This is a genomic window from Arthrobacter sp. M2012083, from assembly GCF_000281065.1.
Taxonomy (GTDB): domain Bacteria; phylum Actinomycetota; class Actinomycetes; order Actinomycetales; family Micrococcaceae; genus Arthrobacter.
The window spans coordinates 24,608-38,862 of sequence record NZ_AKKK01000006.1; the positions used below are offsets into that span (position 1 = coordinate 24,608).

The 14,255-nt window shown below is 63.2% G+C and carries 13 protein-coding genes and 2 riboswitches; of the genes, 12 read left to right on the forward strand and 1 reads right to left on the reverse strand.

Annotation, left to right across the window (positions count from 1 at the left end):
• Window positions 1-35: 35 nt before the first annotated feature.
• From A477_RS0103475 to A477_RS0103485, 3 genes are read left to right on the forward strand one after another with little or no spacing between them, the layout of a single operon-like run.
• A complete protein-coding gene (locus A477_RS0103475) occupies window positions 36-419 on the forward strand; it encodes a cold-shock protein (RefSeq protein ID WP_011773749.1) in 384 nt (127 codons plus the stop codon).
• A 4-nt stretch (window positions 420-423) separates the two neighbouring features.
• The gene (locus A477_RS0103480; RefSeq protein ID WP_017197633.1) at window positions 424-1,002 is read left to right on the forward strand and encodes a DUF3027 domain-containing protein; all 579 of its coding nucleotides are present in this window, start codon (window positions 424-426) and stop codon (window positions 1,000-1,002) included.
• Window positions 1,003-1,045: 43 nt separating this feature from the next.
• Window positions 1,046-2,353 (forward strand): MFS transporter, encoded by a 1,308-nt coding sequence (locus A477_RS0103485; RefSeq protein ID WP_017197634.1) that lies wholly within the window; start codon window positions 1,046-1,048, stop codon window positions 2,351-2,353.
• Window positions 2,354-2,418: 65 nt separating this feature from the next.
• Here A477_RS0103485 and serC read toward each other — a convergent pair whose 3' ends face one another.
• Window positions 2,419-3,549, reverse strand: coding sequence for a phosphoserine transaminase (gene serC, locus A477_RS0103490; protein WP_017197635.1), 1,131 nt, complete (start codon window positions 3,547-3,549; stop codon window positions 2,419-2,421).
• A 293-nt stretch (window positions 3,550-3,842) separates the two neighbouring features.
• Between serC and A477_RS0103495 the strand changes: the two genes are divergently transcribed.
• The 9 genes from A477_RS0103495 to fdhD all read left to right on the forward strand — a co-directional run bounded on the left by A477_RS0103495 (window position 3,843) and on the right by fdhD (window position 14,218).
• Window positions 3,843-4,538, forward strand: a complete 696-nt coding sequence (locus A477_RS0103495) for an iron-dependent transcriptional repressor DtxR (RefSeq protein ID WP_017197636.1) — start codon at window positions 3,843-3,845, stop codon at window positions 4,536-4,538.
• Between the two features lie 213 nt (window positions 4,539-4,751).
• Window positions 4,752-4,963, forward strand: a riboswitch (cyclic di-AMP (ydaO/yuaA leader).
• A gap of 4 nt (window positions 4,964-4,967) precedes the next feature.
• Window positions 4,968-5,804 (forward strand): M23 family metallopeptidase, encoded by an 837-nt coding sequence (locus A477_RS0103500; RefSeq protein ID WP_017197637.1) that lies wholly within the window; start codon window positions 4,968-4,970, stop codon window positions 5,802-5,804.
• A 144-nt stretch (window positions 5,805-5,948) separates the two neighbouring features.
• Window positions 5,949-6,111: riboswitch (cyclic di-AMP (ydaO/yuaA leader) on the forward strand.
• A gap of 4 nt (window positions 6,112-6,115) precedes the next feature.
• On the forward strand, window positions 6,116-6,859 hold the full coding sequence (locus tag A477_RS0103505; RefSeq protein ID WP_237715708.1) for a C40 family peptidase: 744 nt from the start codon (window positions 6,116-6,118) through the stop codon (window positions 6,857-6,859).
• Between the two features lie 94 nt (window positions 6,860-6,953).
• Window positions 6,954-7,751 (forward strand): NlpC/P60 family protein, encoded by a 798-nt coding sequence (locus tag A477_RS0103510; RefSeq protein WP_017197639.1) that lies wholly within the window; start codon window positions 6,954-6,956, stop codon window positions 7,749-7,751.
• 388 nt (window positions 7,752-8,139) lie between these two features.
• On the forward strand, window positions 8,140-8,640 hold the full coding sequence (locus A477_RS0103515) for an HNH endonuclease (protein WP_011773756.1): 501 nt from the start codon (window positions 8,140-8,142) through the stop codon (window positions 8,638-8,640).
• Window positions 8,641-8,683: 43 nt separating this feature from the next.
• On the forward strand, window positions 8,684-9,592 hold the full coding sequence (locus A477_RS0103520) for an NTP transferase domain-containing protein (protein ID WP_026005328.1): 909 nt from the start codon (window positions 8,684-8,686) through the stop codon (window positions 9,590-9,592).
• Complete coding sequence (locus tag A477_RS0103525; RefSeq protein ID WP_017197641.1) at window positions 9,589-10,947, forward strand: molybdopterin molybdotransferase MoeA; 1,359 nt, start codon at window positions 9,589-9,591, stop codon at window positions 10,945-10,947. The genes A477_RS0103520 and A477_RS0103525 overlap by 4 nt, the downstream gene beginning before the upstream one ends.
• Window positions 10,948-10,998: 51 nt before the next feature.
• Window positions 10,999-13,305, forward strand: a complete 2,307-nt coding sequence (locus tag A477_RS0103530) for an FdhF/YdeP family oxidoreductase (RefSeq protein WP_017197642.1) — start codon at window positions 10,999-11,001, stop codon at window positions 13,303-13,305.
• A gap of 1 nt (window position 13,306) precedes the next feature.
• Entirely contained in the window at window positions 13,307-14,218 is a 912-nt protein-coding gene (gene fdhD / locus A477_RS0103535) for a formate dehydrogenase accessory sulfurtransferase FdhD (protein WP_017197643.1), read from the forward strand.
• The last annotated feature ends 37 nt before the right edge of the window (window positions 14,219-14,255 follow it).

The following is a 14,255-nucleotide window of genomic DNA, read 5'->3' on the forward strand; positions in this document are numbered from 1 at the left end:
GTCTCCCAAAAGCAAGAACGAAGAAGGTTGATTACGTGCCTACCGGCAAGGTCAAGTGGTATGACAAGGAAAAAGGCTTCGGTTTCCTCGCGGCTGAAGACGGCCAGGAAGTTTTCCTGCCCAAAACGTCCCTGCCCGCGGGCGTAACGGAGCTCAAAGCCGGAACCCGCGTGGAGTTCGGTGTGGCCGACGGCCGCCGCGGAGCACAGGCATTGGGACTGCGTGTCTTGGAGAAGACCCCATCCATTGCCAAGGCCAAGCGCATGAACGCCAGGGACCTCGCACCCATGGTGCAGGACCTGGTCACCGTACTGGACAACCTCTCCGGTTCCTTGTCTTCAGGCAAGTATCCCGATGGCAACAAGGCCAAGGCCATCAGCATGGCACTGCGCAAGGTTGCCGACGAGCTGGAAGCCTAGGACCATGACATCGGAATCCGCACAGGACACCAAGGCCGGCCCCGACGCTGCCCAGGCTCCTGGAAACGGGGACGCCCCCGCGCGGAAGCCTGTCGCGGCCAAGCCCCGCGCCGGTTTGCCCGTGTGGCGCACCGGTAAACCGGACGCGTTCCTGGCTGCCGCCGTCGATACTGCGCGTGAGGCAGTTGAAGGCATAGCCAACCCGGGCGAGGTGGGGGCGCACCTTGGCGCCAAATCGGAGGGCGACCGCGTGGTTACCCACCTGTTCGAGTCCCGGCTGGCCGGCTACGGCGGCTGGCAGTGGTATGCCGTAGTGACACGTAACTCGCGCTCCAAGATCGTGACTGTGAGCGAGCTCGGGTTGCTGCCCTCCGAGGACTCCATCCTGGCCCCCGAATGGGTGCCGTGGGCAAAGCGCGTCCGCCCCGAGGATGAGACGCCGCTGGTGGAAGAGACAGTTGAGGAAGTCACGGAAGAGTCCGTGCAGGCGGCCGAAGACGAGGCCACCGAACCGGCTGACGCTGACTCCGGGGAAGAAAACCCGGACGATGAAACCGAGGACGACGAAACCGGGGCTGAATAGGCGTTGCGGAAACCCGGGGTGACCACAGTGAAGGCGGACGCTGATGTCCACCTTTAGGTCACTCGGAATCCTCAATTACCGGATCTGGTTCTTCGGTGCGCTGATTTCCAACATCGGTACGTGGATGCAGCGTACGGCGCAGGACTGGTTGGTATTCGACCACCTGACAGCGCACGACGCCGGCGCCATGGGCGTTACTTTGGCACTCCAACTCGGGCCCCAGCTTTTCCTTGCTCCATGGGCGGGGTTACTGGCCGACCGATATAGCCGACGGAATCTGCTTCTCCTCACCCTGGTGGCCATGGCCCTCCTCAGTACGGGGTTGGGCGTGCTGGTGCTGCTGGGCATCGCCGAACTTTGGCATGTCTACCTCTTTGCCTTGCTCCTGGGAATCGTGACCGCCCTGGACGCTCCCGTCCGACAGACTTTCGTCTCCGAACTCGTCACCGACGATTACCTTCCCAACGCGGTGGCCCTCAACAGTGCCTCATTCAATGTGGCCCGGATGATCGGGCCCGCGGTCTCAGGCGTGCTGACGGTGGTGGTAGGCCCCGGCTGGGTGTTCCTGATCAATACCGTGTCGTTCGTGGCAATGCTCTGGGCGCTCAAACTCATTCCCGCATCGTCGCTCCGCATCCAACCCAGGGCGGCGGCCGGTAAAGGGCGCATCCGGGAAGGACTGCGCTACGTCAGAAACAGGCCGGATATTCAGGTGGTCCTGGTGGCGATCTTTATTGTGGGCACTTTCGGACTCAACTTCCCCCTGTTCATCGCCGCGATGGTGGGGACCCAATTCGGCATGGACGCCGGCGCTTTCGGAGCGCTGAACTCGGTCATGGCCATCGGCTCGGTCACCGGTGCGCTGTTGGCTGCCCGACGCGGAAGGCCGCGTCTTAGGCTGATCTTCGGGGCCGCCGGCGGCTTCGGCGTTGCCAGCACCTTGGCCGCCCTGGCACCCAACGCTGTGTTGTTCGGGCTCGCCCTGGTTCCCTGCGGCTTGTTCGCACTGACCCTGATCACCAGCGCGAACGGCTACGTGCAATCCACCACCGAGGCTGTCATGCGAGGGCGGGTCATGTCCCTCTACATGGCCATTTTCATGGGCGGCACCCCCATTGGCGCACCGTTGGTAGGCTTGGTGGCCAACGTTGGTGGCCCTCGATGGGCGGTCGGCGTTGCAGCGGTTGCCGGCGTCAGCACCGCCGTCGTGGGTTTGCTGTGGATCATCCGCGCGAAACAGCTGCGGCTCCGCTTCGACCGCCGGGCCCGCGGACTCAAGCACTTCCGGGTGGAGTCGATGCTTTCGCGTCCAGACAACGACGACGACGGCGCAGGCCGGCAGGGCGGTTAAGTCGCCTTAAACGGCGGCGGCGCCGTCCGGGAACTACCCGCACGACGCCGGCCAAGGCCATGGTGCTACTTCTTGAGTTCGCCCACGACGTAGTCGATGCTCGCGAGCAGCGCGGAAACATCGTCGGGCTCAATGGCGACGAACGTGGCGATGCGCAGCTGGTTGCGGCCGAGCTTGCGGTACGGCTCGGTGTCCACAACACCGTTGGCGCGCAGGACCTTGGCAATGGCCGCGGCGTCAATCGAGTCATCGAAGTCGATGGTGGCGATGACGTTGGAGCGGTCTTCGGCGTTGGCAACGAAGGGCGTTGCATACTCCGAGGCCTCGGCCCAGGAATAGATACGGTTGGCGGAGTCTGCCGTGCGCTTGCTGGCGAAGTCCAGGCCGCCGTTGCGGTTGAGCCACTGCACCTGGGCGTCCAGGGTTACCAGGGTGGACAGCGAAGGGGTGTTGTAGGTCTGGTTCAGCTTGGAGTTGTCGATGGCGGTCTGCAGATCCAGGAAGTCCGGGATCCAGCGGCCGCTCGCCTTGACCCGTGCCGCACGTTCCAGGGCGGCGGGGGAGAAGAGGCCCAGCCAGAGGCCACCGTCGGAAGCGAAGTTCTTTTGCGGGGCGAAGTAGTAGACGTCCGACTCAGCGACGTCTACGTCCAGCCCGCCGGCCGCTGAGGTGGCGTCCACCAGGACAAGGGAGCCTTCATCGGCACCTTGGACACGCTTGACGGGAGCGGCCACACCGGTTGACGTTTCATTCTGGGGCCAAGCGTAGACGTCCACCCCGGCTTCGGCCGCAGCCACGGGACGGGTGCCGGGTTCAGCCTTGATGATGGAGGAAGCATCCAGGAACGGTGCCTTGTTGGTGGCGGCAGCGAACTTTGAGCCGAACTCGCCGAACGAGAGGTGCTGGGCCTTCTTTTCAACCAGGCCAAACGCAGCCACGTCCCAGAACGCCGTTGAGCCGCCAACACCGAGGACAACCTCATAGCCTTCAGGGGCGCGGAAGAACTGGCTGAGTCCTTCGCGGACCGAACCCACAAGGTTCTTGACCGGAGCCTGACGGTGGGAAGTGCCGAGGATGGTGGTCGATGCGGCAGACAACGCTTCGATCTGTTCCGGGCGAACCTTGGACGGTCCAGCGCCGAAGCGTCCATCCTTGGGCAGCAGGTCGGCGGGAATGGTGATGCTGTTGTCGCTCACGTAGGGCTCCAATGGGTATCGGCTAGAGATGGGTCGTGGCAGGGGGCATCAGCTGCCCCTTCGACACCCCAATTCTGCCTGACCCGGCCCGGGCGCAGGAACCTGCGGCCGTCATAGTCCGCCACGTGGAATGCAAACGAACAAGATGCGACCGGAATTATCCAGAGTAATTCCAAATAAGCTAGGCTGGTGGTTGGCGTTCATGGGGCGGCGGTGCACACCGTCCGCCCTTGCTGGGGACGCGGTACGGTGGAGATTACGCAAGGAACTGCGTTCGAGGAGAGCTGAGCTGGATGACGGATCTGATCGATACCACTGAGATGTATCTTCGGACCATTTTGGAGCTTGAAGAAGAAAACATTGTGGCTCTCCGGGCCCGCATTGCCGAGCGTTTGCGCCACTCCGGACCCACTGTTTCCCAGACCATCGGACGCATGGAGCGCGACGGCCTGGTGATTGTGTCCAACGACCGCCACCTGGAACTCACCGAAGTGGGCCGTAAGCGCGCCACAGAGGTCATGCGCAAGCACCGTCTTGCGGAGCGCCTGCTGGCCGACGTCATCGGCCTGGACTGGGCCTATGTGCACGATGAAGCGTGTCGCTGGGAGCATGTCATGAGTGAGCGGGTGGAGCGTCGGCTATACGAACTCCTGGAGCACCCCACGGAATCTCCCTACGGCAACCCTATTCCGGGACTTGAAGCGCTCGGTGGCCTGGCCAGCCAGCCCTTCCCCCGGCTTGATGTCAACCTGCTGCAGGCCATGGACGGCTACGCTACCGATTCCCGCGTAGTTGTCAGCCGCCTCGCGGAGCCCATCCAGGTGGAGCCAGAGCTCCTTACCCAGTTGGACGAAGGCGGAATCCGACCGGGCGCCAGCGTCTCACTGGAACGCGTCGGCGAGTACATCTCGGTCCGTGTCCCCGGTATCGAAGGCGCCTTGGAGCTACCTCCCGAAGTTGCTGCGCACGTCTTCGTCTCACTCAGCTGACCGGCGCCGGGCCGGCACAGTGTCAAACCTCACTTTTTCGCCTTCAGCGCGCGTGTGACCTGCGGTTTTTTGGAATTGATGATATGGGGCTGCTGCGCTCAGCCCGTTCCTGTTGATAACGAATTTATTACCGACGGGCTTAATCCCCTATAGTTATCTACTAGCGCTGATACCAAAGCGTTACCTGATCCGGAGCCGAGCTCTGCCAGCGGATCAGGTGTGTCACCCACCACTGGCAGAGGCGGGGGAACCACAAGCGGCTGTCTAAAGAAGCAGCCTTGGGGTGAAGTCCGCAGCAGAAGTGCCCACGTATGCAAGTCCCTCTTGGGATACCTGTGTGCCGTGAGCGCCTCGTGCGGACCGGGTCTTTGTACTCTCTGACCCGAATCCGACAGCTAACTTCGCAGGCTTTTGAGAGAGGAACAGAGTTTGACATCGCAGAACGTCAGGGGCCGCCGCCGTGCGTCCGGCCCCGCTGCTGAGCTGCGGCCAGCCACCGTCGTAACGGAGATCCGGCCTCGCGACACCGAGCGTCAGGTGCGCCGCCGTAAGAGCCCGTTGCGCCAGGTTGCCGACTTCGCCGCTGCCAGCGGCGTCGGGCAGAAGGCCGGTGTTGCGCTAGCCGCCACCGGACTCGCACTGACTGTCGGCCTGCCTGCCACGAGTCCCGTCATGGCCACGTCGGAATCAGGCCAGAGTGAGTCTGCCCTTGCCGTTGCCGCACCCGCAGGCAGCCAGCCCGAGGTTTCCGCTGCCGCATCAGCCAAGATCGACTTCAGCCGCGCCGCCGTCGCTACTGCTGCCGACCCGGATGGGAAGCTGAAGCAGTTGCTCAGCGCCCAGTCGGCTGACAGCATCCAGCGGGCCTCGTCCGTTGGCAGCATGGCCAGCCCCCTTGACACGCTTACCACGGCATCCCCCTTTGGCTACCGCATCAGCCCCCTCACGGGTGGCGCCGGTGATTTCCACCGTGGACAGGACTTCGTTGCCCAGTGCGGCACGGCTGTGCATGCCGCAGCCGCCGGCAAGGTCACTTTCGCCGGATGGCATGAGTACGGCGGAGGCAACCGCGTGGTCGTTGACCACGGTAACGGCCTCGAGACCACGTACAACCACCTGTCGTCCTTTACCGTCCAGGTGGGACAGACCGTCAACCGTGGCGACACCGTTGCCCTCAGCGGCACTACGGGTGCTTCCACTGGCTGCCACCTCCACTTTGAGGTCCAGGTCAACGGTGAAGTGGTAGACCCCATGGGCTGGCTCTAACCATTTGATGGTTGCCTCTCGCATCGGCCAGACACCCCGTGACCTGAATGTGACATTCGCGTTCAACTGTTGTAGCGTACAGAGCGCATCGGCTTTTTAGGGGGCCGATGCACTTGAGTGGATTGCCTAGCTCTGCCACCGCTCAAGGTCCGTTCGCATAAATCGTCTGGCAGGGGCGGGGGAACCACTTCTGGTCTTCGAAAGAAGGCCTTGGGGTTAAGTCGCAAAAGCTTCCTTGGAAGCAGCGCGGCCGGATGACTCCCATCCGAATCCGACAGCTCACCTCGCAGGCATTGGGAGAGGCTACCTACGTGTCATCACGCACTACCCCTGCGCGCCATCGCGCCCAAACGGTTCGCACGAACCCGTTGAACACTCTTTCCCAGGCTGTTTCCTCCAACGCGGGGACCGTGGGCCGTCAGGCCGCCGTCCTTGCAGCAGCCTCAGGCCTCGTCCTTACCGTCGGCTTGCCGGCGCAAGCAGCAGACACCGACGTTTCTAAGTCGGAAGCCTCCAGCACCCAGCAGCTGGTTGTTACCGCCGTGGTTACCGCCGAACCCACAGCAACTCTTTCCTTCGAGAGCCCCACCGTGGCCACCCAGGAAGCCCCCAAGGTAGTTCAGCGCGCAGCGCAGGTTACCGAGCGCGCAGAGTCCACCACTGAGGAAACAGCGGAAGCAGTTACGGCAAAGTCCTCCGAGGCCAAGGATCCGGCCTCCAGTGCAGCTGCCTCCGGTCTCGCCGCCATTGCGTACACCGGAATCGGCTCTCCCTACGTTTGGGGCGGAACCACACCCAACGGTTGGGATTGCTCCGGCTTCACCCAGTGGGTCTACGCACAGGCCGGAATCAGCATCCCCCGCGTTAACGCCTGGACGGCCATGACGCCCACCAGCACTCCTGCTCCCGGCGACCTCGTCATGCAGAACGGCGGAGCCCACGTGGGCATCTACGTTGGCAACGGCATGATGATCAGCGCCTTGAACCCCGGCCAGGGAACGCTCCTGCACTCCGTAGCGTCCACCGGCACCTCCTCGTTCTACACCCTCCGCTAAAAATCCAGTTCGGGGTCGGCCGCATGCCCCACATGCTGGCCAACCCACTACCCGCCTGCACCCCAACTGCACGCGGATACGAAAAGAGAAAATCATGACCAGTGCAAACAAGGTTGCACGGCACCGCGCTGAGGCCCCCAAGACCAGCTCGCTTGCCGTCATCGCCAAGGCCGTCAGCAACAACGCCGGTGGCGTTGGCCGCCAGGCAGCAGTTATTGCCGCAGCTTCAGGCCTGGTCCTGACCAGTGGCATCGCCGCCAACGCTGCCGATACCAATGTGGATCGCGAATCGACGTCTACGTCCGCCCTTGACGTGAAGTCGGTAGTTCAGGCCACCATCGCTGCGGACTCCACTGTGGCCATCTCCTACGAGCGCCCCGTGGTTACCACGGTGGAAGCCCCGGCCCCCGTGGTAGTCGAGGAAGCTCCGGCCAAGGTTGAAGCAAAGGTCGAAACCAACGAGGCAAGCGCGGCTACCGCCAACGCCGCTCCGGCAGCCACCGCAACCGTTGCCGTCAGCAACGCGACGCCCGCTCCGGCAGCCCCAGCCGCATCCAGCGGCCTCGGTGCGGCAATCGCTGCCGCGGCTTACGCCCAGCTCGGCGTCACGCAGGACTGCACCATGCTGGTGACCAACTCCTTGGCTGCCGTGGGTATCAACTTCCACGACTGGCCCGCTGGCTACCTCTCCCTGGGCCGCACTGTGAGTGCTGCTGAAGCCCAGCCTGGTGACCTCGCCTACTACGCCAACGGCGGTTTGGCTGGACAGGCCCACATCGCTGTATACGTCGGCAACGGCCAGGCAGTTCACGGTGGATGGAACGGATCCACCACGGCACTGTTCAGCGCAAACGTCGGCTCCGGCCCGGTCTTCATCCGCGTCAACGGCTGATCCACAACGCAAAAGAACACCCCGCAGGCTTCGGCCGGCGGGGTGTTCTGCTTTAACCGTTGCCGATTTTCGGGGTGCCTGCAGTGACGGGCGTACGACCACCACCCAGTTTGGTTTGGAGAGGCGCCGGACACGCGGCAAACCAGGTGTGTCGGACCGGATCTGCCCCTCAATGTAGGTGATGGCAGCACACCCGGCGCCCCGCGCTGCACGTCACGCACCCTTAACCACGCATGAACTCTTGCCGACACCGCGCACAAAACGACAGAAAAATTCGTTGATACGGCATATAAGTGCTTACCCTTATGTTGTCGATCCACAGCCCGTACATGCAGAGGGCAGCCGGCCCTCGTGCCCCTGACGGGTGCGGCCGTGAAGAGGTACGTGCATGCGCACACTCGTTCTGAATGCTGGATATGAACCGCTGGCGGTAATAACATTCCGCCGGGCGCTGGTCCTTGTGTTGACGGGGAAAGCTAGCGTAGTGGCCGAAGGCGACGAGCCTGTCGTCGGGCCACAGGAAGTTCTCGGACGTCCATCCGTGATCCTCCTCAACCGCTACATCCGTCCCCGGTACAACAGGATTACCGCCGTGAGTCGCCGCGGGGTACTGCGCCGCGACGGCCATCGCTGCGCCTACTGCGGGAAAACAGCCCACACCATAGACCACGTCCACCCCAAGTCCAGGGGCGGCGCGGATTCCTGGGAAAACCTGGTTGCGGCGTGCTTGAAGTGCAATAACGCCAAGAGCGACCACACGCTGGCAGAGATGGGTTGGAAACTCCGTTTCAAGCCCGGCGTGCCCCAGGGAACCATGTGGCAAATTAAGGAACTCGAGAAACCTGCGCCGGACTGGGACCCGTTCCTGTTGCCGGAATCCGCTGCCTGATCGATTTCTGCCGGTCTCCAGTCGTCCCGGGTAATCTGGGCGAATGGAGTTCAATGCCGTGATTCTGGCGGGTGGCCGGGCCACCCGCCTCGGTGGGGTGCCCAAGCCATCGTTGACGTACGACGGCGAAACCCTCCTTTCGCATGCCCTGCAGGCGGCCCGGGGTGCTTCAGGCGTGGTTGTGGTGGGGCCGGACGTTCCAGGTGGTTCGGAAAGCACGCACTTACCAGTGGGCGTTCTGCGGGCACGGGAAGAGCCGGTGTTCGCCGGGCCCGCTGCGGCGATCGCGGCCGGCATGGCAGCACTGAAGAAGAGCAGTCCAAGCACACCGTGGACGTTGGTGCTGGCATGCGATATGCCGCACGCTTACCGGGGTGTGGACCTTCTTTGGGCCGCACTCGCATCCAGACCATACGTGGAAGGAGCCATGGCTGTCTCTCCTGATGGACGGAAGCAGCCACTCCTGGGTGCCTATAGTACAGCTGCGTTGGAAAGGGAAGTTGCCCTGGCTTCCGAGGGCTCGGGGTTAACGAACTCTTCAGTGTTCCGCCTGCTTGCTAGGCTGAACGTGCTGGACGTAGACGTCCCCGCGGGGTCCACGGATGACGTGGATACATGGGAGGACGCCGCGGCTTTGGGCATTGACTACGAGTTGGAGGCGGACGTGAAGAGCCAGGAAGAGACGCTCGAGGAATGGTGCCGCACACTGCTGCAGGCTTTCGAGCTTGAGGGCGTGGAAGTGGACGTCAACGAGGTACTCGCGGTCGCTGGGGTGGCAGCACATTCAGTGGTGCGCCCCGCCGCGCCCCTGACGACGTTCATTGCCGGATACGCGGCAGGCATGGCCCGCGGGATCGGTCAGGCCAGCGATGACGCGTCCATGAACGCTGCCTTGGAACTGGCCCGCAAAGTAGCCAAGGAGTACTCGGAGTCCGGGACTGACCCGGAATGACGGCGGCCCCCAACGAGGGCCATCACGCGGCACACACGTGGCAGGAGGCCCGGCAGCGCGCGTTCGATGTTGCTGCCCCCATCCCGCCGGGCCCCGTGCCGCTCAGCTCCGCACTCGGCCGCACTTTGGCGGCCGATGCCCTGGCCCTCCAGGACATGCCCCACTATGCTTCGTCGGCCATGGACGGCTGGGCTGTTAACGGCAGCGGTCCATGGATCCTGAGTGAGCCCGGGCAGCGGTTGGCACCGCACCAAGCGAGTCCCATTGTCACCGGCGGGCTGGTACCGCCCGGCGCCAAGGCTGTGCTGCGCAGCGAGAGTGGTGTTATCACCACGGACGACGACGGCCTGCCGGTTCTTGCGCTGGGCGGCACCGCCAAACCGGGCGAGCCCCGCAACGGCCAACACATCCGCAGAGCTGCTGAGGAGGCCGCTGAGGGTGAGGTCCTGGTGAAAGCCGGCACGGTATTGAATCCCGCGCATATTGCCTTGGCAGCGCTGGCGGGTTTGGACCACTTGGAAGTTCTTGGAAAACCGTTGGTCCGGTTCCTCCTGACGGGTTCGGAAGTCGTGGCCCGGGGTGTTCCTATGCCCGGGCAGGTCAGGGACACCTTCGGCCCGCAACTGGGTGCGGTCGTCGAGCTTTTGGGCGGTATCGCAGGGGAGCAGCTCAAGGTGGGCGACAGCTACGAGGAGTGGATTACCGCACTTCGGGACACAGAGCCCTCATCAGATGAGCTGACTCCGGACGAACCGTACGTTGAAGCTGAGGCCCCTGCCGACGTCGTCATAACTACAGGCGGGACGGGACGCTCGGGGACGGACCACCTCCGCAAAGCCGTGGTTGAGTTGGGTGGCAGATTGCTGATCGATGGCATCGCGATGCGCCCGGGTCATCCTGCCGTGTTGGCAGAGCTGCCCGATGGCCGCTTCGTGTTGGGACTGCCAGGGAATCCGCTGGCCGCGATGATGGCCTTGTTCACCGTGGGCGGACCCCTGCTGGCTGCTTTGGGCCATGGTCGCTTGGAAGACGTGGGCGAGGTTCCCTGTGGCACTACTATCGACGCGGACCCAGGCCGCACCCGCCTGATGCCGTTCAAGCTGGTGTACGGGCTGGCATCGCCGGCGCAACATGCAGGCCCGGGCATGATGCGTGGCCTGGCGGGCGCGGACGGTGTGATGGTGGTGCCGCCCCACGGAGTTCAGTTGGGCGAGATGGTGCCCGCGTTCGCGTTGCCTTGGGGCAAACCATTGCCCGTGCCGAAGACGCCGGAGGATAAGACCCGAAAAGTCGCGCCCCGGCAACAGAGGAAGGCTCCCTCGGGTCCGGTTGACTGGAGCGCGCTGGACGCATGATGGGTGCCTCGCGCGGCTCGGCCCTTGGTGACAAAGTGCAATGATTGACTCATGAACAGGCATGCTCCAGAACAGGACATCAACGAAGATGACCTGCAAATCCACCCGCCCAAACAAGCCGCGGCAGGCCTTAAAGCCGTCACGGTTGCCCTTGAACGAGGTTACGCCCAAGCCGGAGTGACCCGTACGGTCCGTTCAATGCTCAGGGTCAACCAGCACGATGGTTTCGACTGCCCGGGGTGTGCATGGCCGGAATCGATCACCGGGAGGCGCAGCCCCGCAGAGTTTTGCGAGAATGGCGCCAAGGCCATCGCCGAGGAGAGCACCACGCGGACAGTCGGTGCCGAATTCTGGGCGAAGCATTCTCTTGCGGACCTCGGGGACAAGACGGAGTACTGGCTGGGAAGCCAGGGAAGACTTTCCGAGCCGGTGGTCATCAAACCGGGCGACACCCACTATTCGCCGATCAGTTGGACTGACGCCTTCGCTTTGATCGGCGAACACATCAACGCCACCACGCCTGACAAGTGTGTGTTCTACACCTCCGGCCGGACGGCCAACGAGACCGCCTTCATGTACCAGCTGTTTGCGCGGAGCCTTGGCACCAACAACCTTCCCGACTGCTCCAACATGTGCCATGAGTCCTCCGGCAGCGCCCTCAACCCGACCATCGGAATCGGCAAGGGCACTGTTTCCCTGGAGGACATCCACCACGCGGAGCTGGTCCTGGTTGTGGGCCAAAACCCGGGAACCAATCACCCACGCATGCTGTCCGCCCTCCGTGACTGCAAGAACAACGGCGGAAAAATCATCGCCGTAAACCCGCTTCCCGAAGCCGGCCTCCTGAACTTCAAGGACCCCCAGTCGCTCAACGGTGTTATCGGAGGCGGCACCACCATCGCTGATGAGTTCCTGCAGATCAAAGTGGGTGGCGACCTCGCGCTGTTCCAGGCACTGGGCCACCTGCTCCTGGAGGAAGAGAAGCGCAACCCAGGGACCGTCGTCGACCATTCCTTCATCGAGAAGCAGACCGAAGGCTTCGAAGCCTATAAGGAAGCCCGTTCGGTGCTGGACTGGGACGAGACGGAGCGGGCAACAGGGCTGAGCCGGGAAGAGATCACCAAAGCCGCCGTGATGATGGCGTCGTCGAAGGCAACCATCATCTGCTGGGCGCTCGGGCTGACCCAGCAACCGCACTCCGTGGATACGCTCCGCGAGATCATCAACCTCCTGCTGCTCCAGGGCAACTTCGGCAAGCGGGGAGCCGGTGCCTGTCCCGTCCGGGGCCACTCAAACGTGCAGGGCGACCGGACCATGGGCATCTGGGAGAAACCCAAGGAGTCTTTCCTGGCCGCGCTGGAGAAGGAGTTCGGCTTCCACATGCCGCGGGATCACGGCTATGACTCAGTGGAAACCCAGCACGCCTTGGAAAAGGGCGAAGTGGATGTTTTCGTCTCCATGGGCGGAAACTTCGCAGCGGCGGGATCAGACACGGCAGCCTTGGAAGATGGCTTGAAGAAGGCAGGACTCACCGTTCACATCTCCACCAAACCCAATCGGGCGCACATTGTCCACGGCAAGACGTCCCTGATCCTGCCCACGCTGGGTCGGACGGACACTGACGACAAACACCCCAAAGGCAAGCAATTCCTCTCGGTGGAGGACTCCATGTCCGTCATCCACAAAACGCAGGGGCGGCTGGAGCCGGTTTCAGAACACCTGCTGAGCGAGCCGGTGATCGTGGCACGAATGGCCCAAGCGACGCTGGGCGACAACCACAGCGTGGACTGGCGTGCAATGGCCGAGGACTATGACGTGATACGAGACCACATCTCACGCGTCATTCCCGGCTTCGAGGATTTCAACACCCGGGTCCGTACCAAGAATGGCTTCGTACTCCCCAACCCTCCCCGGGACACCCGTACCTTCGCCACAGACATCGGCAAGGGACGTTTCTCCGTTCGGCCGCTTGAGTACCTGGAGGCACCGGAGGGCCATCTGATCCTCCAGACTGTCCGCAGCCACGACCAATACAACACCACGTTCTACGGCCTGGATGACCGGTACCGCGGTGTCTCGGACGGCCGCCGGGTGATCCTGGTCAATCCTGGTGACCTGGAGGAATTGGGGTTCGGGGACCGCGACCTGGTGGATGTCATTTCTACTTTCGCCGGGACGGAGCGCCGTGCCAACAAGTTCCGCCTCATCGGGTACCCCACGGCCAAGGGATGCGCCGCAGCGTACTTCCCGGAGGCCAACGCCCTGGTGCACCGTGAACTGGTGGCTCGGGAATCCAACACCCCCGGATACAAAGCCATGACCGTACGCTTCGTAAATCATGAGGAGGGCGGGTCCTGATATGGGACGGGTAACCCAGCGCCGCAAGGTGCACAAGTTTGTCCTGGATGGCTCACCGCAGGCCTTGGAGCATCCCATCCGCTTCAAGGAAGACGTCCTGGCTGTGGAGGAGCCGCTGGAGATCCGTTTGGGTGACATGTCCTTCTCCGTGACCATGCGTACCCCCGGAGACGACTTCGACCTCGTTGCGGGATTCCTGGTCTCGGAAGGGATCGTGTGGGAGCCAGGTCAGCTGGTCTCGGAGCGTTTTTGCGCTGGTGAGGACGAGAACGGAGTGCAGACCTTCAACGTGGTGGATGCACAGCTTCGTCCCGACGTTGAACGACCCGACACCGGCCGAAACGTCTATACCTCCAGCTCCTGCGGAATTTGCGGCACCGACTCCATTGATGCCGTTCGCAAATCCTCGCACCACAGCCCGCGCGAGGACAACGTCACCGTCCCGGTCCGGGCCTTGGCGGCCCTGCCGGACCGCCTCCGTGAGGCGCAGGCGGTCTTTGACAAGACCGGTGGCGTGCACGCTGCCGGCCTTTTCAGGATCCACGACGACGGCTCTACGGAGTTGCTCTGCCTCCGGGAGGATGTGGGCAGGCACAACGCCGTGGACAAGGTAGTGGGCTGGGCGTTGCGGGCGGGCATGTTGCCGCTCGAGGGGACTGTTCTTCAGGTTTCGGGGCGGGCTTCGTTCGAACTCGTCCAGAAGGCTGCAATGGCTGGAATACCTGTGTTGGCGGCCGTGAGCGCCCCCTCCAGCCTTGCGGCGGAGCTGGCGGAGGAAACGGGGATTACGCTGGCCGGTTTCAGCCGCGGGCTCAGCCTCAATGTGTATGCCGGGCGGGAGAGAATCGTTGCAGAAGGGGCTAAATCGGACCCGCAAGCCGTGGGGGATAGCCGGCAATCACTTGGCTATTGAGCTGGAACAACGTAGATTTTATCCATCGATTGGAAGC

Excerpts from the sequence above, each read along its gene's own strand:
- A477_RS0103480 (WP_017197633.1), top strand. The coding sequence starts at position 424 with ATGACATCGGAATCCGCACAGGACACCAAGGCCGGCCCCGACGCTGCC.
- A477_RS0103485 (WP_017197634.1), top strand. The coding sequence starts at position 1,046 with ATGTCCACCTTTAGGTCACTCGGAATCCTCAATTACCGGATCTGGTTC.
- A477_RS0103495 (WP_017197636.1), top strand. The coding sequence starts at position 3,843 with ATGACGGATCTGATCGATACCACTGAGATGTATCTTCGGACCATTTTG.
- A477_RS0103510 (WP_017197639.1), top strand. The coding sequence starts at position 6,954 with ATGACCAGTGCAAACAAGGTTGCACGGCACCGCGCTGAGGCCCCCAAG.
- A477_RS0103515 (WP_011773756.1), top strand. The coding sequence starts at position 8,140 with ATGCGCACACTCGTTCTGAATGCTGGATATGAACCGCTGGCGGTAATA.
- A477_RS0103520 (WP_026005328.1), top strand. The coding sequence starts at position 8,684 with ATGGAGTTCAATGCCGTGATTCTGGCGGGTGGCCGGGCCACCCGCCTC.
- A477_RS0103525 (WP_017197641.1), top strand. The coding sequence starts at position 9,589 with ATGACGGCGGCCCCCAACGAGGGCCATCACGCGGCACACACGTGGCAG.
- A477_RS0103530 (WP_017197642.1), top strand. The coding sequence starts at position 10,999 with ATGAACAGGCATGCTCCAGAACAGGACATCAACGAAGATGACCTGCAA.
- fdhD (WP_017197643.1), top strand. The coding sequence starts at position 13,307 with ATGGGACGGGTAACCCAGCGCCGCAAGGTGCACAAGTTTGTCCTGGAT.